The 18,953-nt window shown below is 59.8% G+C and carries 15 protein-coding genes; 6 read left to right on the top strand and 9 right to left on the bottom strand.

The window, feature by feature from the left end:
* Window positions 1–3: 3 nt before the first annotated feature.
* On the bottom strand, window positions 4–3,342 hold the full coding sequence (locus E8M78_RS12460; RefSeq protein WP_137135335.1) for a type ISP restriction/modification enzyme: 3,339 nt from the start codon (window positions 3,340–3,342) through the stop codon (window positions 4–6).
* 166 nt (window positions 3,343–3,508) lie between these two features.
* On the opposite strand from E8M78_RS12460, the gene E8M78_RS12465 reads away from it, so the two are divergent.
* Complete coding sequence (locus tag E8M78_RS12465; protein WP_137135336.1) at window positions 3,509–5,380, top strand: heavy metal translocating P-type ATPase; 1,872 nt, start codon at window positions 3,509–3,511, stop codon at window positions 5,378–5,380.
* Here the strand turns inward: E8M78_RS12465 and ampC are convergent.
* Both ampC and E8M78_RS12475 read right to left on the bottom strand, forming a co-directional pair.
* Window positions 5,361–6,497 carry a class C beta-lactamase gene (gene ampC / locus E8M78_RS12470; RefSeq protein ID WP_137135337.1) on the bottom strand — a complete coding sequence of 379 codons (1,137 nt, stop codon included), beginning with the start codon at window positions 6,495–6,497 and terminating at the stop codon, window positions 5,361–5,363. The two genes, E8M78_RS12465 and ampC, sit on opposite strands and share 20 nt — an antisense overlap.
* 481 nt (window positions 6,498–6,978) lie before the next feature.
* Window positions 6,979–7,446, bottom strand: a complete 468-nt coding sequence (locus E8M78_RS12475; RefSeq protein WP_137135338.1) for a YcgN family cysteine cluster protein — start codon at window positions 7,444–7,446, stop codon at window positions 6,979–6,981.
* 176 nt (window positions 7,447–7,622) lie between these two features.
* Between E8M78_RS12475 and E8M78_RS12480 the strand changes: the two genes are divergently transcribed.
* The gene (locus E8M78_RS12480; protein ID WP_137135339.1) at window positions 7,623–9,860 is read left to right on the top strand and encodes a PBP1A family penicillin-binding protein; all 2,238 of its coding nucleotides are present in this window, start codon (window positions 7,623–7,625) and stop codon (window positions 9,858–9,860) included.
* Between the two features lie 3 nt (window positions 9,861–9,863).
* Here the strand turns inward: E8M78_RS12480 and E8M78_RS23305 are convergent, their stop codons facing one another.
* Together E8M78_RS23305 and E8M78_RS12495 are read right to left on the bottom strand one after the other, a co-directional pair.
* Entirely contained in the window at window positions 9,864–10,439 is a 576-nt protein-coding gene (locus tag E8M78_RS23305; RefSeq protein ID WP_170973410.1) for a hypothetical protein, read from the bottom strand.
* A gap of 361 nt (window positions 10,440–10,800) precedes the next feature.
* Complete coding sequence (locus E8M78_RS12495) at window positions 10,801–11,487, bottom strand: AMP-binding protein (protein WP_137135341.1); 687 nt, start codon at window positions 11,485–11,487, stop codon at window positions 10,801–10,803.
* 698 nt (window positions 11,488–12,185) lie between these two features.
* Here E8M78_RS12495 and E8M78_RS12500 point away from each other — a divergent pair.
* Together E8M78_RS12500 and E8M78_RS12505 are read left to right on the top strand one after the other, a co-directional pair.
* A complete protein-coding gene (locus E8M78_RS12500) occupies window positions 12,186–12,773 on the top strand; it encodes a DUF1214 domain-containing protein (protein ID WP_137135342.1) in 588 nt (195 codons plus the stop codon).
* Complete coding sequence (locus tag E8M78_RS12505; protein ID WP_062552866.1) at window positions 12,766–13,314, top strand: hypothetical protein; 549 nt, start codon at window positions 12,766–12,768, stop codon at window positions 13,312–13,314. The genes E8M78_RS12500 and E8M78_RS12505 overlap by 8 nt, the downstream gene beginning before the upstream one ends.
* Before the next feature lie 78 nt (window positions 13,315–13,392).
* Here the strand turns inward: E8M78_RS12505 and E8M78_RS12510 are convergent, their stop codons facing one another.
* The gene (locus E8M78_RS12510) at window positions 13,393–13,584 is read right to left on the bottom strand and encodes a hypothetical protein (RefSeq protein ID WP_170973411.1); all 192 of its coding nucleotides are present in this window, start codon (window positions 13,582–13,584) and stop codon (window positions 13,393–13,395) included.
* A gap of 600 nt (window positions 13,585–14,184) precedes the next feature.
* On the opposite strand from E8M78_RS12510, the gene E8M78_RS12515 reads away from it, so the two are divergent.
* The gene (locus tag E8M78_RS12515) at window positions 14,185–15,261 is read left to right on the top strand and encodes a DUF2336 domain-containing protein (protein WP_246658306.1); all 1,077 of its coding nucleotides are present in this window, start codon (window positions 14,185–14,187) and stop codon (window positions 15,259–15,261) included.
* Here the strand turns inward: E8M78_RS12515 and E8M78_RS12520 are convergent, their stop codons facing one another.
* Window positions 15,262–15,597: a DUF1491 family protein gene (locus tag E8M78_RS12520; protein WP_137135343.1), complete on the bottom strand. Its 336-nt coding sequence runs from the start codon at window positions 15,595–15,597 to the stop codon at window positions 15,262–15,264. It abuts the gene before it with no gap.
* Window positions 15,598–15,768: 171 nt separating this feature from the next.
* Between E8M78_RS12520 and E8M78_RS12525 the strand changes: the two genes are divergently transcribed.
* Window positions 15,769–16,002: a hypothetical protein gene (locus E8M78_RS12525; protein ID WP_137135344.1), complete on the top strand. Its 234-nt coding sequence runs from the start codon at window positions 15,769–15,771 to the stop codon at window positions 16,000–16,002.
* A 46-nt stretch (window positions 16,003–16,048) separates the two neighbouring features.
* On the opposite strand, the gene E8M78_RS12530 is transcribed toward E8M78_RS12525, so the two are convergent.
* Both E8M78_RS12530 and E8M78_RS12535 read right to left on the bottom strand, forming a co-directional pair.
* The gene (locus tag E8M78_RS12530; RefSeq protein WP_137135345.1) at window positions 16,049–17,110 is read right to left on the bottom strand and encodes a peptidoglycan-binding domain-containing protein; all 1,062 of its coding nucleotides are present in this window, start codon (window positions 17,108–17,110) and stop codon (window positions 16,049–16,051) included.
* Complete coding sequence (locus tag E8M78_RS12535; RefSeq protein WP_137135346.1) at window positions 17,082–18,650, bottom strand: HAMP domain-containing sensor histidine kinase; 1,569 nt, start codon at window positions 18,648–18,650, stop codon at window positions 17,082–17,084. The genes E8M78_RS12530 and E8M78_RS12535 overlap by 29 nt, the downstream gene beginning before the upstream one ends.
* Window positions 18,651–18,953 lie beyond the last annotated feature (303 nt).

Here is an 18,953-nt window from a genome sequence, read left to right on the forward strand (position 1 = left end):
CACTTATGCCGTCTCAGTATCTGATCGAGTCCCATTGTCCTCGCCCGCGTCGGCATTTTCAAGGCCGAGCAGCGGCTTATCCAAGATGCGCTGGAGGAGATCGGCCTGGCTTGGTTCCAGACGAACCAGACGACCCAGAACATGAAGCAGGTTCATAAGATCGCTGGTGTATTCGGCAAGCCAATGATCCGGCTGGATTTTGTCCAGCGGCGACGGCGGGCGGCGGTCGCCGATGATCGGACGGGAACGGTCCAGCTTGCGATAGCTGAACCATTGCCGCAGCACCTGCTTGCCGGACACTTCATAGTCCCAGACTTCAGGGGAAACGTTGTCGATAAAGCCCTTGCCGATGATGAGCCTGCGGTGTTCCGGCTGGTAATCGATCACATCCGGCAGCGGCTCCGGCGCGCCGGGAATGGCGCCACCGGCGGGAATGCGCGGCGCATCCGCAGGCGGTAGACGCGGCGGCCCTTTGGGGCGGCCACTTGCGGGATCGGCAAAGCGCTCGCCATAGCAATGCAGCCAGATCACCTCGCGGCCCAGCGCCACTGCCTCGAAGAACAGATCTGCATCCGCTGTCAGCGGCACGCGAAGACCGGGCTGGACGAGATCATCCCTGAACCGTGTGGTGAAAGCCGGATGGGCGAGCGTGGCGGCGATATAGGCCATGACATCGGCAGGTGTCACCTCCTGCCCATAGGCATCGGCGAGGAAGGCGAGAATTTCCGGGCGGATATTGGACTGGCTGGCAGCGGCATCGCGCCAGAGCGGCATCACGCGACCGCCGAAGGAGCCTTTGTAGTGGTCAAGGTCGGGAATGGATGCCGTCAAGGACACCGCTGGTCCTGACGATGGCGCAGCGCGTTCCAGCGCCGTCAGAAATATCTGGTTAGGGGAGTAGCCGTCCCAAAGGGAGGGGTTGGACTGATTGATAACTCGGGAGTCAGGAATAATCCATTGGCGATCATAGCTGCGAAAGGCATAGCGCACCGGTTGGACGATCGTGCCAGTCTCATTGATGATCGGTGTCAGTCGGTCCTCATGGCCGCGCAGCCCTGCCTTCAATTCCTTGCGGATGTGCTTGTCGCCCGGCTGACCGTTTCTCAGATGTGGATGAAACAGCACCTCCTTGCGCGCCTCATCATTCTCGGCCACCAGCGCATCCCAACGGCGGGCAAGGCTTTCCTTATCCGGCGCGATGACCCAGGTGCGACCGGGCATGACGCCCGATCCGTCATAGACAAAGAAGCTTTTCAGCGGCGGCATGTCGGCCCAGGCGCCGGTGGCTTCCGGCAGAAAGGCATCCCGCCAGCCATCGGGGCATTCCACCCAGTCCGCCCCGTCCAGCGACAGGGTTTCGAGCGCCTTGAACTTTTCCTCACGCCGCCCCGCCGGCAGCGGCCTGTAGCGGACATTTGCGGGTTTCGCGGCATTCTTGCCGAGCTTCTTGGCGGCAATGACGATGCAGACCGGCTGTTGCACGCCCTGAAAGATACGCGTCGCCACCTCCGGCTGATGGCCTTCCGGCGAACAATCAATGACCCAGATATTGGTGGCGTTGCGGCGCAGATCCTCGCGCATCTTCTGGAAGCCCGGACCGTTGAGGAAACCGGCCACCGTGATATAGCAAATCACACCTTCCTCATCCCTATCGGGCGTGCCGGTCGCGGCATAATTGCCCGTGCCGAACACCTTCCAGGTGGCCCAGCGCCAGAAATAGACATAGAGGTTTTTCAGGTGCTTGGTATGGGCGGAAACACCCCATTCCACCGGCGGACGCCACCAATCCATGGGCGCGTTCATATTGCCGCCGGAACCGGCCTCGATCCAGCCGCCGCGCCCTTCCGCCTTTTCCTTATAGGGTGGATTGCCGATGACCACCGTGATCGGCTGGCCCTTCTTGATGGCATTGGCCTCCTTGCGCGAGGTAGCAATCGGCTGCATGACCTGAGGCAGCCATTCATCCTCGACATAAGGATTACCCAGCGTATCGGTGATGAACAGTTTCAGCGGCGGCAGCGTGGCGGACTTGCCCTCGCCCACCACCATCAGTTCCTGGAACTCGGCAATCAAGCGAAGCTGCGCCACGGCAAAGGGGCCGAATTGCAGCTCGAAGCCGATCAGCCGCTGGGCAGCTGCGCTGATGGCAGCGGGAACGGCCCCCTCGCCCATGTCGCTTGCCACCGTTTCGGCGATCTTGCGCAGCACGCCCAGCAGGAATGTGCCCGTGCCGACTGCGGGGTCAGCGACCGTGACATCGGATGAGGCAAGGCCGTTCACGCGCTCGAACAACGGGCCGCGCAGGACTTCGTCCACCATGCGCACCATGGCATTCACCACTTCCGGCGGCGTGTAATAGGAGCCGGTGCGCTTGCGCAGCGTATTATCGTAAACCTCCAGAAAGTGCTCATAGAAATAGAGCCAGGCATCGGGGTCTTTTTTGCCGACCTCCCGCCAGTTCACCGCATCCAGCACCCGCGCCATGGTGTCGAGCGAGGTTTTCAGCGCGGTGCGATTGTCCGGGTTGTCGGTGAGCAGCCCCAGCGCCGTGCCGATCAGCGAATTGGATTTCTTCAGATCAGAGGCCGCGTGTTCAATGCCCTGATTGAGCGGAATTTCGCGGGTGCGGGCAATCAGCAGGCCGAAAGTCACGGCCTGAGCGTAACCATCGGCAAACTGCGCGTCATCGGCCTGCGGAAACAGGAGCTTACGCCAGTCCTGCGCCAGACCGCTCAAGGCCACATTGCCACGCGCCAATTGCTCACTCACCTCGTCGCGCAGCAGGCGGCAAAGCCGTGCGCTGACTTCTGCCAGTCGGCGGGGATTTTTCGGCGCCTGCGGCGTCCAGGTGAAGAAATCCGAAAAGAGTGTCAGCAAAGCACCGGGAGCGCGAACCGCCTTGCCATCCGTTTCCAGATCGCCCTCAAGCCGCACGATTGAGCCCTGAAGCTCTCCGTCTCTCCAGAGCGAAAAGCTCATGCCATCCGTGTAAAGCAGGTTGGGCAGGGATTTCAGCCGGTTCCACTGATCCTTGTCATGGCCCTGAAAGCGGCGCGGGTCCGCACCCTTGCCGGGTGCCTTGACCTCGATGAAGCCGGTGAGCGCCTTGCCGAAAGTGACGGCATAGTCAGGCCGCGTCATGATATCGGAAAGACTTGTCTCGCCGATCAGGGAAACAGCATTGTCAGGATAGCCCAGAAGTTCGACCAACCCGCCAATCATCACCTCCAATGGTCCCCGAAGCTGATCCTCCGGCGCACCGCTGACCACCGGGCTCGACAGCTTTTTCGAGACCGTGTGGCCAAAGGTCGAGACAACACTATCCAATGAGTTTGACGGCATCTGATTCCCCTTCGGACATCACCATAGGTAGCAAATTGATGAAAACAATTGCTATTTTTCGTTATGAGGGTGAACTCTCCACCCACTCCCCCATGACGAAAATCAATGTGTGGCGGTGGAAATAGGATAGCGTGCTTCTCAACACAGCCGAGGAGACGCAAGCCCGATGGAACGCACGACGGAAGACCGGGTGAAGGTGCTGCTGCTGTTTCTGGCGGTCGGCGGGCTCATTGTCGGCCTTGCGCTTCAGTTCGTGCTGGGGCGGGCGGATCTGGCGCAGCTCTGTTGGAGCGCCGCCACGCTTCCGGTGCTGGCGGCGCTTGCTCTCGAAATCATCCGCAGCCTTGCCCGCGGCGAGGTGGGGCTGGATGTGGTGGCCGCACTTTCCATGTCGGCGGCGCTTCTGTTCGGCGAGGCGCTGGCGGCCAATATCGTCGCCATCATGTATACGGGCGGCACGTTTCTGGAGGCTTTCGCGGAGGGGCGTGCAAGGCGAGAGATGCGCGATCTTCTGGCGCGGGCTCCCCGCAGCGCCACGCGTTATCATGACGGGAGCTTGCAGGAGATTTCCGTCGATGAAGTCATTCCCGGAGACCGGCTGCTGATCCGTCAGGGCGATGTGGTGCCTGTCGATGGGCATCTGGCAGAGGGAACGGCTTATCTCAACATGGCGGCGCTGACGGGGGAATCCCTGCCAATCTCACTTGAACCCGGAGCCGAGATTTTGAGCGGTTCCACCAATGCGGGCCACGCCTTCGATATGGTGGCAACGGAGGCCGCGAAAGACAGCACCTATGCCGGCATTGTGCGGCTGGTGGAACAGGCCCAGCGCTCCAAGGCACCCATGTCGCGGCTTGCCGATCGCTTCTCCATCGGCTTTCTGGCCGTCACGGTTCTGATAGCCTTCGCCGCCTGGTGGGCAACGGGAGACCCCATTCGCGCCGTCGCCGTACTGGTGGTTGCTACCCCCTGCCCGCTCATTCTCGCGGTTCCGGTGGCGCTGGTGGCAGGCCTTTCGCGCGCGGCGCAGTTCGGCGTTCTCATCAAGGGCGCGAAACCCTTGGAAAGCATGGCGCGTATTCACACGCTGGTGCTGGACAAGACCGGCACGCTGACGGACGGGCGGCCGCAGATTACGCGCATTCACGCAGAGGCCGGCTATAGCGAAGACGATGTTCTGCGGCTGGCCGCTTCGCTGGACCAGCTTTCCAAGCACCCGATGGCGCAGGCGCTGGTGGCAGCCGCTGAGGCACGTGGACTGGTGCTTCACCTGCCCGCGCAGACGGAAGAAGTGCCGGGCGAAGGCGTGGTGGGCATGCTGGAGGGCAAACCGGTTTTCGTGGGCGGCCATGGTTTCGTGACGGCGCGAACGGGGGATGCGACCCTTGCCATTCCGGCCACGGAAGCGGGTTCCGTGCTGGTGGCCGTGGGTGTTGGGCAAAGGCTTGCCGGAACAATTCTGATGGCTGATCCGGTGCGGGCCGATGCAAGGGCGATGCTGCGGGGGCTTCGAGATGAAGGCGTGAAGCGGCTGGTTCTTGCCACCGGCGACCGCGCCGCCGTGGCAGAGCGCATTGCCGGGGACCTCGGGCTCGATGCCATCCATGCGGAGCTTTCGCCCGACCGGAAGGTTCAGATTGTGCTGGAAGAGCGCAAGCGTGGACCCGTGATGATGGTGGGCGATGGTGTGAATGATGCGCCCGCCCTTGCGGTGGCAGATGTGGGCGTGGCCATGGGCGCACGCGGGGCGGCAGCCTCTGCCGAAGCCGCCGATGTGGTGCTGCTCGTGGACCGCATAGACCGGCTGCGCCTGGGCATTGTGATTGCCAAACGCGCCCGCGCCATTGCTCTGCAAAGCGTGATGGTAGGCATAGGCCTTTCCGTTGTCGCCATGCTGGCCGCCGCGTTTGGCTATCTCCAGCCGGTTCAGGGCGCACTATTACAGGAGGCAATTGACGTTGCGACCATTCTCAACGCCTTGCGGGCGTTGAGGATTCCGGTGCCCGTCGAGGGGGCGGTCACTCACCGAGCGACTTGATCAGCGCGTAGGTCGCGCGGATTCTGGCCTCATTCGGATAGTTGCGGTTGGCCAGCACCACGATGCCGAGCTTCTTTTCGGGAAGTATCGCCACATAGCCACCAAAGCCATTGGTGGAGCCCGTCTTGTTGAGGATCACGCCCTCACCCTGCTTTGCAGGCGTGGTCAGCTTCTCAACCGGTTGCGGCTTCAAAATGAAATCCGGGCTGTTGCCTGCCACCATCTGGTCGAGCTTCACCGGCCAGGGATACTCCTCCCAGACCATGGCCTGAGAGAAATAGGCCGTCTGGAGCTGACCGGTTTTCGTGCGGGCAATCGCCTTTTGCAACTCGCCGGAAATGGAGCCTGTGCCGAGTTCCGCATCGAGGAAGGTCAGCATATCACTGGCGGAGGATTTTACGCCGTAGGCTTCGGCATCAGCCAAGCCCTTGCCGACGCGGATGGGCTGATTGGCCTTGTTGTAACCGTAGGCATAGAGCTTCATCTGGCTCTGCGGAACAGTGATGAAGGTGTTCTTCAGCCCCAGTGCCGGGAAAAGCGTACCTTCGGCGGCTTTCGCATAGGGCATGCCCATGGCTTTCGCGCTGATATGGCCCAGCATGCCGATGCTGACATTGGAATAGCTGCGCGCGCCGGGGTTGGCGGGCTTCCAGTCCTTCATCCAGTCCACAAGGCCGTTCACATCGGAAACAGAATCCGGCACCTGCAAGGGCATGCCGCCCGTGTGGTGGGTGGCAAGATCCATCAGTGTCAGATCATCGCCGATCCGGCACGTATCGGCGCAAAGGTGATGCGCAACCTTATCTTCCAGCTTCAGCTTGCCGCGCTGTTCGGCCAAGGCGGCTAACGTGACATTGAACAGCTTGCTGATCGAGCCGAGCTCGAACAGTGTTTCCGACGTTACCTCGCGGCGGTCGGCGCGGGAGGCCAGACCAGTCGCGTAGAATTCGTGGGTGCCGTTGCGGGTAATCCCGACGATAAGGCCGGGAATATCATACTGCTTCACCACCGGCTGGAACGCGGCTGCCGCCTTTGCCTGAAAGTCATCGGCTTGTGCGAAGGAGGCCGAGGCAAAGGCCACGGCAAGGGTTACAGACGCCAGCGGCAGATTTCGCATATGCACATACTCCAATTTACGACAGGAGCAGTGATCAGGTTTATAGGCGAAGTTGTGGCGTATGGGCAAAGAACGGGCCGATTCATCTGCTTTGCCCTACCGTACCTCTAGACCAGAAGAGGTACTATGTTACCGCACGCCGCCTGCTATCGACGGCCTATTACACGGCCCGGATCATCAATATAGCAAATGACCGTCGATGCAACCATAAGGGCAAGGTAAGAGAAGGTCAGTCTCCAGAACGTATCCCAGGACACAACCTCTATACCCCAAAAGCACAGAGTGAGGATAATGCCGAACACAACGGTGGAAAGAACACAAAGGGGGCGAAGGACTTTTATGATACGCGAAATCATTAGCATCTCCATGCGCACTAATATAGCGCAGCGCAGCGTGTTTTTTATACCATAGGATGCAGAGGGAGTGAATAGGTGGCAATGCGAGATCCCATTCAAAAAGGCGGCCCGCAAGCCCCTTGCCCTCAATTCGTCCTGGCGTTTTCGCCAACCGTCAGCGGCCATTCCACGAGGTAATCCTCGAAATCGTCCACATCCACCTCTTCTTCCGAAATGGTGCGGCCTTGCGCGGAGATGCCAGCCTGATGCACCGTTTCGGGATCGCCGGAGACGAGCGGATGCCACCAATAGAGATCCAGCCCGTCGCGCACCAGCCGGTAGCCGCAGGTGGGCGGCAGCCAGTGGATTTCCCGCACGCTCTGGGGGGTCAGCTGAATGCAATCCGGCACCGTGGCCTGACGGTTTTCATAGTCCGAGCAACGACAGCTTTCCCCATCCAGAAGACGGCAGGCGATGTTGGTAAAGGCCACCTCGCCCGTGTCCCAATCCTCCAGCTTGTTGAGGCAACAGAGGCCACAGCCATCGCACAGGCTTTCCCACTGCTCTTGCGTTAACTGATCCAGCGATTTCACTTTCCAGAAAGGATTTTCCATCTTGTCTTTTCTTGGCCACGGCAGGCATAATTTAGCCGATAAGGATCGGTTTGACAGTCGAGTTAAGGGTGCATTCACCATTTGTCGGCCATTGCTGGCGAAAGGCGTTGCCCTTGGCTTTTGGTCCTTCATGAGGAAGGCGTCAAGCAAAACGGTTGCTCAACAGGAATTCCGACGTGCAGGACGATCCCGATCCGAGACAGCCAGATGCGCGAGAAGACAAGCGTCGCCGCAGGCGCCACCTTCTGCTGCGGATCGACAGCTGGATCGATTCCACCGTCTGGAACCTTGGTTTCAAGCTTTCCGAGATCTGGGAAGAGATTACCATCTTCTCCCGCAAATTTCGCGTTCGCGGCTGGAAGCGTGTGATTGTGGAAGTGGCCGATGAGGGCCTGACCTTCGGCACGGCGGGCTTTGTGCTGCTTCTGGCGCTGGCCATGCCCGCCTTCGAGGAAACCAAGGAAGACTGGCGCTCCCGCGGCGATTTTGCCGTGACCTTCCTCGACCGCTACGGCAATGTGGTGGGCCATCGCGGCATCATTCACGAGGATTCCGTTCCGATCGACAAGTTGCCGGACCATCTGGTGAAGGCGGTTTTGGCCACCGAAGACCGGCGTTTCTTCGACCATTTCGGCATCGATTTCTTCGGTCTGGCGCGCGCCATGAGCGAAAACGCCCGCGCAGGCGGGGTGGTTCAGGGCGGTTCTACACTCACGCAGCAGCTGGCCAAGAACCTGTTCCTGACCAATGAACGCTCGCTGGAGCGCAAGATCAAGGAAGCCTTCCTGGCGCTTTGGCTGGAGGCGAACCTTTCCAAGAAGGAGATCCTGCGGCTATATCTGGACCGCGCCTATATGGGTGCCGGTACGTTTGGTGCTGCCGCTGCGGCGCAGTTCTATTTCGGCAAGAGCATTACCGATGTGAATCTTGCGGAAGCGGCCATGCTGGCGGGTCTCTTCAAGGCACCGGCCAAATATGCCCCGCATGTGAACCTGCCTGCCGCCCGCGCCCGTGCAAACGAGGTTCTAACCAATCTGGTGCAGAGCGGCATGATGACCGAAGGTCAGGTGGTCGCTGCTCGCCGCAACCCGGCAAGCGTGATTGACCGCGCCGAGCTTGCTGCCCCCGATTACTTCCTCGACTGGGCGTTTGACGAAGTGCAGCGGCTGGCGGATGAAGGCAAGATCAAGAAGCACTCGCTCATTGTGCGCACCACCATCGACATAGGCCTGCAACAGGCGGCGCAGGAAGCGGTGGAAAGTTCGCTTCGTGAATATGGCGAAAGCTACAAGGTGAAGCAGGGCGCGCTGGTGATGATCGAGAATAGTGGCGATGTGCGCGCCATGGTGGGTGGGCGTGACTATGGCGAAAGCCAGTTCAACCGCGCCACCAAAGCACTGCGCCAGCCGGGTTCATCGTTCAAGCTCTACACTTACGCGTTGGCCATGGAGAATGGCTTCACGCCCGATACCATGATTTCGGATGCGCCGATTACCTGGAACAACTGGTCGCCGCAGAACTATGCCCGCTCCTACAAGGGCCGCGTGACCATGCTTTCCGCTATGGCGCAATCGCTCAACACGGTGCCCGTTCGCCTTGCCAAGGAGAAGCTGGGCGTGAAACCCATCGTCGAACTGGCCAAGGCCATGGGTGTTTCGACACCCTTGCGCAGCGACAAGACCGTGCCGCTTGGCACATCGGAAGTTACGGTGCTGGATCAGGCCACCGGCTATGCGGTGATGCCCGCCGGAGGGTTGGAAGCCCGCCGCCATGCCATTGCGCAGGTCAGCGATTACGAGGGCGAGATCCTTTACGATTTCAACCGCGACGAGCCGGCGGCAAAGCGGATTGTTTCGGAACAGGCGGTTTCCTCCATGAACCGCATCCTGACGCAGATCCCGGTGATTGGTACCGCCAAGCGCGCCGCTCTCGAAGGCGGCATCGTGACCGGCGGCAAGACAGGGACATCCCAGAGCTACCGCGATGCCTGGTTCATCGGGTTTACCGGCAATTACACAACCGCCGTCTGGTTCGGCAATGACGACTTTACCTCGATGAACGACATGACCGGTGGCTCACTTCCGGCCATGACCTTCAAGAAGCTGATGGATTACGCCCATCAGGGCATCGAGCTGAAGCCTATTCCCGGTATCGACAACCCGCTTCCGCGTGGCAACCACGCGCCCGGACTGCCGGTTGCCAGTGCCAAGGAAGCGGCAAACGCCAAGCCGAACGGCATGGCGCAACTCGTGCGGCCCCGTTCGCTTTCTGCCGACAGCACCCGGATCCTGCGACGGATTTCGAAGGATTTGAGCGACGCCGCACCCCTGCCCTCTGCGCAGAAAGTGGTAGAAGCGAGTGTTCGCGGCAGTATCGAGGACAAGCCAAACCAGACGGTGAAGAGACTGCCTTGAGGCTTAAAGCTCCCAAAGTCTTTCCGGCGCATACCGGACAGACTCCGAGTTTCGCATTGGAAGCTTTTTGCCGCGCGTTTGCTGAACGTCGCTTTCTTTCCGCCTCAGAAATTCGGAGAACGCTTTTCGCGGAAAGCGGCCATGCCTTGGCGCTGGGCGGCGCTGCCATAGAGCGCGTGACCAGATGAGGCGGTTCGGTACTTCGCCTGCGCGGCTAATGACCAGACGATAGCCGCTCTCGCCCGGTTCCGGCGCATTGGCGAAGGCGTGATATTCCCCGAAGGGCGTGTGGCTGATGGCATTCGAGGAGCCCGGAAAAGGCGTATCGCCATCATCGAACCGGGCCGTAACAGCGTGGTTCGAGGGCTTGATCACGTCGATCTTCACGCCTTTCAGTGTGAGCCAGGGCGAAACGACCGAAAGCGTGATGACACAAAGTGCCCAGACAGACGGCTGCTGAAGAACCGGCTGCCCCTGATCGTGGATGAGCGAGAGGGTCTGCGCCCAGAAGAGGGCCAGAAGCGTCCAGCCGGCAAAGCGATGTGTCTTCTCAAACAGGTTATGATAGCGGGCGCGCATGGATGTGACGTGTTTCCACCGCAATGCAGACCGCCGAAGTGGAATACCTTGGCGGCACGCCAGCGAATCCACAGCGGTGAGCTGGTGGGAATGCGGGTGGCGAGCCAGAACAGGAAGTTCACCAGGCGCTGCTGGCGGATGAGAATGCCGAGACTGAAGTTGATCAGCGCCATATTCGCCAGGAATTCGAGGTTGGCCACCCCGTTCTGCATCAGGCTTCCATCCCGCCACCATATAACAGCAAGGACGAAGTTGACGATGGCGACCAGCGCATAGAGGCGGTGGTACTCCATGGCCAGCGGATGGCGGGTGATGCGGCGCAGGTTGAAACTGGCCTGCGGTGTTTCAGTAATTTCGAGAGTCATCCGTGCAGCTCCGAAGCCTGTGCTTCGATATGGTCTTTTGCCATGGAGAGAAGCAGGCGCTTGTCGAGCTTGCCGCGGGGGGGGGGTGAGCGGAAGCGAGGGAAGTGGAAGAATGCAGGAACCGCGAATGACCAGCGTGGCCCCGTGCCCAGCGCGCCCAGTGTTTCCCAGGCCGCCATGTCGAAAGCGATCGAGAGGATCTGCCCGACCTTCCGTCCCGGACAGATGCCGAGATCGCCCGGAGCCGTGAACAGGACATTGGCCAGATTGCCATGGGTGACCTGCACGCCGTTCGGTTGTCCCGTCGTGCCAGAGGTGAACAGCAGAATGCAGCGATCCTCTGGCTTCGGGCGAAGGGCCGCATCCGGAACAGCTGTGAGAGCTTCAGCCTCGAGAACATCCTCGATCACCAGAACGTTTACCGTCTCGAAGGATGGGAGCGCTCCGAAGCAATCGCGCATGGTCAGGACGACCGGCGCGCCGGAAACAGCGGCGACACGGGTGAGGATTTCATCCGGTGCTACGCCGACATGCTGCGGCGCATAGGCCGCTCCCAGCTTCATTGCAGCCACGATGCCGACCACCATGGGAAGAGAGCGCTTGAGATAGAGACCGACAACACTGCCGGGACCAACACCTTTCGCCTGCAGTGCCGCCGCCAGCTTGTTCGAGGCGTGATCCAGCTCGCCATATCACAGCAGGTTCATGCGGCTGGTGGGTGAACCGGAATGCGATGGCTTCCAGCACTGTATGGAAACGCGGGGTAACGGGTTCGCCCCAGCCAAAGGACAGGAAGCGCTACCGATCTTGCCGGTTGAGGGAGGCCAGAAGCGACGAGCCAACGAAATCGTTTCTATCAAGAGCGGGCTGCATGCGATCAAACACAACTTTTGCGGATGATGACCGCGACGTAAGATCTGCCATTACCATCTCCTGAGGTCTATTCTTAAAATATACCTTGCTATTTATATTATTATAGATCCCACGATAACCGGATTTTAGAATATTATTCTATCGAGTTAAATATAGATATATTTCTGATATAAGAATTTATACAAAAATTATATCTAAGAGCATATTTTTACATTTGATGTAAGATGTTTTATACAAGCCCTTCAAACCAGGCGATTGCGAAAAAAGTCAGTGAAGATGTGCAAAGGAAATATACCTGAGAACACAAGACACACACCCTATGCGCGCATAAAAATGTATGACTTTTCCTAGTTTGCCGCCCCTCGACTTCGCGAATGGCGGCATCGTGTAGTATTCAACATTCCGTGATCTCTTCGGTATCTCTTCCTGGGCAGCGACCAAAAAGGCGTTTTTTTCACCGGCGATGGGTGGTAGGGTGAAGACCTGACATTCAAAGGTTGACTTCTGCTTGTTCCGCCTCCCTCTCCTTATCGCACTCAGTCTTTTGATCGCCTTCGGCGGCGGCATATGGTCGACGCTTGTCGCGCTGGACGCGACCGTCGGCTTCGGTGCGATCAGGCTTGGCGCGTGGGAAGCCTTTCCGCAGGCGCAGACCATCAATGCCGACCCCTATGCGAAGGCGCACCGGGCCAATGGCGGCAAGCTGCTTCTGGGCAGTGCCGAGGGCCTGAGCTTTACGGCAAGCGTGGATGATGCAGGCGCGCGCCTGGACGGCAACTGCACCTATGTGATTTCCGGCCAGACGCCGCCTACCCGCGCCTGGACGCTTTTCGTGACAGGCGAGGACCGCCTGCCGCCCTCCCCGGATGCCGAGCGGCCGCAGGCGCTGAATTCACGCATCGTGCTGAGACGGGCCGATGGCAGTTTCGAGGTCACCGTTTCGTCCGGCGCTTTTCCCGGCAACTGGCTTTCCACCACGCCCAACCAGCCGTTTCGCCTTGTGCTGACGCTTCTGGATACACCGACGGCGGGAAGCTCAGGCTTGATCGACCTGACCATGCCGAAGCTGTCAAAGACCGGTTGCAGCCATGCTTAGAGTACTCCTGGCGATCCTGACCGGACTGGTGGGCGCTGCCCTGCTACACCTCGTGATCATCTTCTCGCTGCCCAGTTTCAGCGAGCGGGATGCCCATAGCCAGGTGATGAACGAGGGGCCGGAATTTCGCTTTCACATCGTGGGTGCAAAGCCTGATCGGGCAGGCCTTGCCAAGCAGGATCCGTTCCTGGAAATCGCCGTCTGCGCTTTTGACATCACGGATCAACCGGTGCGCCTGACCTCTGCCAATGGCGTGCCCTTCTGGTCCATGGCGACCTTCGACAGTGCCTCCAACGAGACCTTCAGCATCAATGACCGCACGGCCGCAGACCGGACGCTGGATGTGATCGTGGCAACGCCCGTACAGGCAACGGCGTTGCGCAAGGCGCTCGCGTCAACGCAGGTTCAGCCGATCATCGTGGAGACGGCGCAGGTGGAGGGATATGCCGTGCTGCGCGCACTGGTGCCTCAGCAGAGTTTTCGCGAGGCGGCCCTTCAATTCTTGACCAAGGCTGATTGCAGCCCGATGGAATGGGAATAGATCGTTTCTCTTTTTAACGCGCATGACATGACCGGCCTCAGGCGGGAGGTGGCGCATGCTCGCATGTAAAACACAGCTTCAATGTTTGTCGAAGGCCAGCGCCATCTCGTCCATTTTGCGGTGTGTCAGGTCTTCGATGCGCTCGTAACGCACGCCCATGAAGAAGACCAGTTGCGCCGGGCTTTGAGCCAGACCCGAGGGCTGCATGCGCAACGGGGCCTTGCCCTTGTGGGTTTCACGCCATTTCTTCAGTACGACTATCTCTGCCATGCTCGTCTCCATTGAGGGGATGAGACGGATGAAGGACCAGACAGTTTCACCCTGCCCCTAATCGGGGCTGACGCAACCTCTTGCAAGGCATTTGCGCCGTTCTCTGTTCTGCCGGAAAGAGCCATTTGGCCGGTCCGTCCGGCAAAGCTGTTCAGTGTCGGCCTGACATATCCATTGGGCGCCGACACACGTCTTACGCAGGAAATCCGCAGGTGGTTTCCTTCCCCCTTTCGAAATGCCAAGGCCGGGTTCAAACCGGAATTGCATTTTCGATCCCCTCCAACCGAGAGGCGGCTCATGCGGTCTAGTCTCATTTCAGACATAAGATTGTTGACTTTCCGTTAATACACAAGCAGGCGGAAGCATTTGGCCGTCACCTTGTGTGAAACTTTCTCTCCGTAGGTTGCAAAACGCTACATCTGCTCGCACACACGGCATGAGAGACAGATGTGCAACAGTTCGGCACAGTTCTCTAATCTTCACCAGCCATTAACCCCATTGGCCCTACGCTACCTTAACCATGAAGCGGGTGGCGAATGCAGCTTGCGCGCGGCCTTTCCCAGGAACCCGGCGCATGAAGCGCTGCGGCATAAGCTTGAAATGTCTGTTGTTAGTCATGCGTCGGTGGATATGAGCGTGGACCGCTATCGGGAACTTGAGAAGCCGCAGGCTTTGCGTAAAAAGGATGTGGTGCTGATGGCGACGGTCACCAGTTTCGAGGACCTGAAACATCCGACGAAATCGGAGCTGCGCCAGTTCGCCGAGCTTTTCTCGCCGCTCTACACCGCCTCCAGTGAAGAGGCACGGCGGCAGGCGGTTTCGGCCCTTTCGCAGTGCGAGCAAGTGCCTTCCAGCGTCGCCTTCTTCATCGCCAGCCAGCCGATTGCGATTGCAGCGCCGTTTCTGATGGCATCACCCTGCCTCAATGACGACCAGTTGATTGCGATTGCACGCTGCCAGGGTGCGGAACACGCGCGCGCCATTGTGCGCCGCCCTGCCCTTTCGCCAGCCGTGATCGATGCGTTGGTCAGCATGCGCCATGCGCGACTTCCCACGTCCGCGAAACCGGACAAGACACCAGTGGACAAGGCACCGATCGCCGAAAAGCCCGCGACGCCTGCGCCTTCAATGCAGCAACCGCCTTCTACCGAGGCGGCACAAGCGGCACAGCGCGATGAGGCGCTTCGCCAGAAGATCAAGCAGTTGGCGGCCATGCAGGCGCGGCCAACGACGGACAGGCTGGGACTTCGCACGGCAACCGATGTGCAGGAGGCACTTATGGTTCGCTTTGCCCGCAGCCGCGATGCGGATGCCTTCGCCACCTGCCTTGCCGATACACTGAGCGCCAGCCGCTGGTTGGCGGAACGCATCATGATGGATATTTCCGGCCTGCAACTGGCGACAACGCTGAAGGCGCTGGGCATGGATGCGCAGGAAGCCTTCTTCATTCTGGAGCGTCTTTACAACCACCTGAAGGAAGCCGTCGGCGGCGTTTCCCGCGGCGAAATTCTATGGGACAGCCTGCAGGACGACGAATGCATTCGCCGTTTGGAAGCCTGGTGCCGCGCCGACCGCTACACCTATGCGGACAAGGACGATATGGCCGAAACCGAACAGACCACGGCAGCCGCCAACGATGCGGGCGCCCAGCAGGTGATCAAGCTGAAGCGGGCATAACTAATCGGCTGTCAAGGGAATGAGATCGCCGATCTCGTCCACTTCCAGTTCCACCAGCCATAAATCGCTATCGAAGCGGCGCTCGCGGGCAAGTGCATCCTCGATGACAGCGGGCTCCACCCTGTCCAGACGCTTTTCGAACCGGCGCTCGCCAGCCTCTTCCACCATCATTTGCGGTGCGGGAGCATAAAGCGTTTCCCGCCCATCGCGGTGGCGCTGGCGAATGAAAATGGCACCCGCCTCGTCCGCGCCCCGGTGCTCGATGGCCGCAAAACCGCCCTGCCCGAAGACGCGCCGGGTCAAGGCCGCGATGAATATTTCCGATTTCAGTCTCATGGATGCTTTCTATACCACCGACGCGGAATGAGACAATGCGTGGCGCTTTTCGCTTCAGTAAGCGTAAATTCGCACCAATCCGGGGCAATTGAGCGGATGATTTTGAAAAGGCTTAAGAAATACGCGCCTAAGCTTTTGTCACCGGCGAGCGCAATCCATGACGGAGACCCAATGGCGAAGTACAAATATGCCCACCACATGTGCCAGAGCGATGTCGGGGCGTTTGACCAGACCTACAAGCCCGGACAAATCGTGTTCAACAGCGGCATTTATCGCTGCAAGGCCTGCGGCAATGAGATTGCCCTTGCCAAGGGACAAGCTATTCCGACCCATCACCACGAACACATCGTGCTGGGGCCTGTGACCTGGAATCTGCTGGTGTTTGCACAGGAGCATCCGAAGTAGGATCTGAACTATCCACTTGATCACCGGATAGTTTGGACGAAATACTTCAAAGCGCGCCGATGGACTTCAGCTTGCGCAGGACAAGCTCGGAAGGCTCGCCGTTTTCCGGCAGGCGGTAGTGCTTCTGGAAATGTCGGATGGCGGCTTTCGTCTGCGCCCCGGCCACGCCATCCACCGTAACATCCGTATAGGCGATGTTCAGCAACCCGCGCTGGATCTGCATGATAAGATTGGCGTTTTCCCCCGTAGGCAAGGTAGCGGGGGCATGATTGGCAAGACTTTGGGCGCTCGCCGCCTGTTTGGCGGGAGATTGAACCGTGGCCGGAGGCAGGCCGTTGGCTGTCGGAACACGCGGCGTGACCGAGGCCGGTTGCGGCTGCAGCGGTGCCTGATCCGGCTTCGCGGCCTTTGATGCGGCCGGAATATCCGCTGGTGGTCGTGGCATGGCCTGCGCTGCCGGGGTGCCACGTTCTGCGGTGCGAATGGCGGCGGCTACGGGATCCTCACCCTTCAGGCTGCCGGAGGGCCGCTGCACCGGCACCGCAATGGGGCCCTTGATGGAGCCGACCGGCTGTTCCGGAACGGGATGCCCAAGATTGGTGCTCGTATTTGCCTGTGTATTCGCAACGGAAGCCTGCGGCTCGGCGGCATGGATGGCTGCAGCAATCGACATAGGTTGCGCGGCAGGCTGTGTGGCGGGAGGTTGGCTCGCCGGGATTTGAGCGGCCTGAACGGTGGCGGGCTGCTTTGCAGGAGCCGGCGCTTCTGCGCGGATGATCTGGCGCAGATCTTCATCCGTCGCGCGCTGAATGCGGATGGTTGTCACATCGCTATCGTGCGGACGGGCAAGCGGACGATAACCGGCAATGCCGTTCGGGTCCATTGCATCGCGCGTTCTGAAGAAGGGCGCGGGGTGGCCTTCCGGCTGATACCACAGCGCATTGGCCGCCACGAAGCTGGACGCCACGCCGACACTGAGAAGACCCGCCACGCGACGCGGATGCCGGGTGAGCGCACGGCTGAGTGCCGTGAGAGCCTGCACCAGCAGGCCCGGCTGTTTTACCGGCGCCTTTCTGCGATCAGGCGCTTTTCGCTTCCGCGCGGTCATGCGCAATTCCCTGTCTACTCGTTACAGTCGCATTTGCCTTTGCATGCAAACGGGGAGGAAATTCGACGGTTTCTTCTACCGCAGTCCAGGCGGCAGTTTGATCAGATGGCATGTTTTCGGCTATCGACGGACCATTTGCCGGAAGGGTCACCGTTACCACGGTTCCTTCGCCCAGGCGACTTTCAATGGTGAATTGTCCACCGTGCAGGCCAACCAGCCCCTTGACCAGCGAAAGCCCGAGACCCGTGCCTTCGAAGTTGCGGGTATAACCATCCTGCACCTGGACGAAGGGCTGACCCAGCAGCGAAATCTTTTCCGCCGGAATGCCGATGCCCGTATCGCTGACGACGAGCTTGATCTCGTGCCCCTCACGCAGGGCATCAATGGTGACGACGCCGCCCGCTTCGGTGAACTTGATCGCATTACCGGCCAGATTGATGAGGATCTGCTGCACAGCGCGTGGATCGGCCACCAGTTCACCGAGATTGCGGGGCACGCGGGTTGCCAATGTCACGCCGCGATTGCGGGCCTGAAGATCCAGCATGGCGCGGCAGTTTTCCACGACCTCCGCCAGTTCGAAGCTTTCTGTCAGCAGTTCATAGCGCCCCGCCTCGATGCGGCTCATATCCAGCATGGCGTTGACGACGCCGAGCAGATGGTGGCCGGACTGACGGATGAGGCCGACATATTCCCGCTGGCGATCGTTTTCAAGCTTGCCGAAATACTCGCCGATCAGCACATCGGAGAACCCGAGGATGGCGTTGAGCGGCGTGCGCAGTTCATGGCTGACGGCGGCGAGGAAGCGCGACTTCGCCTCATTGGCCGAGTGCGCCTCTGCCGAATGCAGGGCGACCTGTTCGCGAAGCGTCGCGGCATCGCTCTGGTCGCGCATCTGGACATAGACTTGGCTTAGCTCACCATCGCCATTGAAGATGGCCGTCATATCGAGGATGGCGGACAGGAACTGGCGACCGCCCTGCTGATCCAGGCCATGTTCCAGGCGCGCTTCCACGGCAGCACTCTCGGCACCCTGGCGCAGACGATCCAGTGCTTGGGCAACGCCGATGCGATCCGAAACATATACGAGCTCGGCAAGGGTCAAACCGTTGGGTTGAGAACGCGAGGCAGGCAGAAGGTGGCGGTCGCGGCCACCGGTGCGGCTGATCCTGCCCTGCATATCGCAGAGAAAGGAAATGCCCGGTCCACATTCGAAAGCAGAGAATTCCGGCAGGGCTTCTTCGGCAGTGTCATTATAATGCGTGCGATCGCGCATGAGCACGAGGCCCGCCGCCGTGACGCAGACGAGGCAGGCGAGCATTAGCGCCGCCGCCACCGGCAAAGCGAGAGCCGGGGTGAACAGCAGCACGGAAAGCACGGGCAGAACGAAGAGACTGACCAGGCACACCAGCGCCAGAAGCCTGAGCGCGACCACATCGGCTGCGCGCACGTCTTCGCGATCGGCCACCAGATGCAGCCAATGCCGGACCGCACGGTCTACCGCCTGGAGAGCCCTGCCGCCGATGTTTCTGAATACGCGCACACCAATACCTAATCGCGAATCTCGGATAGGCGACCATAGGCTCCGGGGGTTTAAGGAAACTATAAAAGCAGACCCCGAAAACCCCCTTTGAAGCGCCGGAAAAGCAGTTTTGAATGTTTCGGAACGGGGCAATTCCGGTCGTGGTTAACCGAGGGTAAGCATCGGATTTCCCTCAATTTTCGCGGTTTCGTTAACCAGTGGGGCGCTAATGACCTGTGGAAGGCCCGGAAACTGCGAGGCTTTGCCACATTTATGCTTAACACAAACGCCTAAAATGCGCTTCAAATTGGCTGAAATGGTGCC

It is taken from the genome of Rhizobium sp. FKY42, from assembly GCF_005222835.1.
GTDB lineage: Bacteria > Pseudomonadota > Alphaproteobacteria > Rhizobiales > Rhizobiaceae > Neorhizobium.

Excerpts from the sequence above, each read along its gene's own strand:
- E8M78_RS12530 (WP_137135345.1), bottom strand. The coding sequence starts at position 17,110 with ATGACCGCGCGGAAGCGAAAAGCGCCTGATCGCAGAAAGGCGCCGGTA.
- ampC (WP_137135337.1), bottom strand. The coding sequence starts at position 6,497 with ATGCGAAATCTGCCGCTGGCGTCTGTAACCCTTGCCGTGGCCTTTGCC.
- E8M78_RS12460 (WP_137135335.1), bottom strand. The coding sequence starts at position 3,342 with ATGCCGTCAAACTCATTGGATAGTGTTGTCTCGACCTTTGGCCACACG.
- E8M78_RS23305 (WP_170973410.1), bottom strand. The coding sequence starts at position 10,439 with ATGCGCGCCCGCTATCATAACCTGTTTGAGAAGACACATCGCTTTGCC.
- E8M78_RS12505 (WP_062552866.1), top strand. The coding sequence starts at position 12,766 with ATGCTTAGAGTACTCCTGGCGATCCTGACCGGACTGGTGGGCGCTGCC.
- E8M78_RS12465 (WP_137135336.1), top strand. The coding sequence starts at position 3,509 with ATGGAACGCACGACGGAAGACCGGGTGAAGGTGCTGCTGCTGTTTCTG.
- E8M78_RS12525 (WP_137135344.1), top strand. The coding sequence starts at position 15,769 with ATGGCGAAGTACAAATATGCCCACCACATGTGCCAGAGCGATGTCGGG.
- E8M78_RS12515 (WP_246658306.1), top strand. The coding sequence starts at position 14,185 with ATGTCTGTTGTTAGTCATGCGTCGGTGGATATGAGCGTGGACCGCTAT.
- E8M78_RS12520 (WP_137135343.1), bottom strand. The coding sequence starts at position 15,597 with ATGAGACTGAAATCGGAAATATTCATCGCGGCCTTGACCCGGCGCGTC.
- E8M78_RS12475 (WP_137135338.1), bottom strand. The coding sequence starts at position 7,446 with ATGGAAAATCCTTTCTGGAAAGTGAAATCGCTGGATCAGTTAACGCAA.
- E8M78_RS12510 (WP_170973411.1), bottom strand. The coding sequence starts at position 13,584 with ATGGCAGAGATAGTCGTACTGAAGAAATGGCGTGAAACCCACAAGGGC.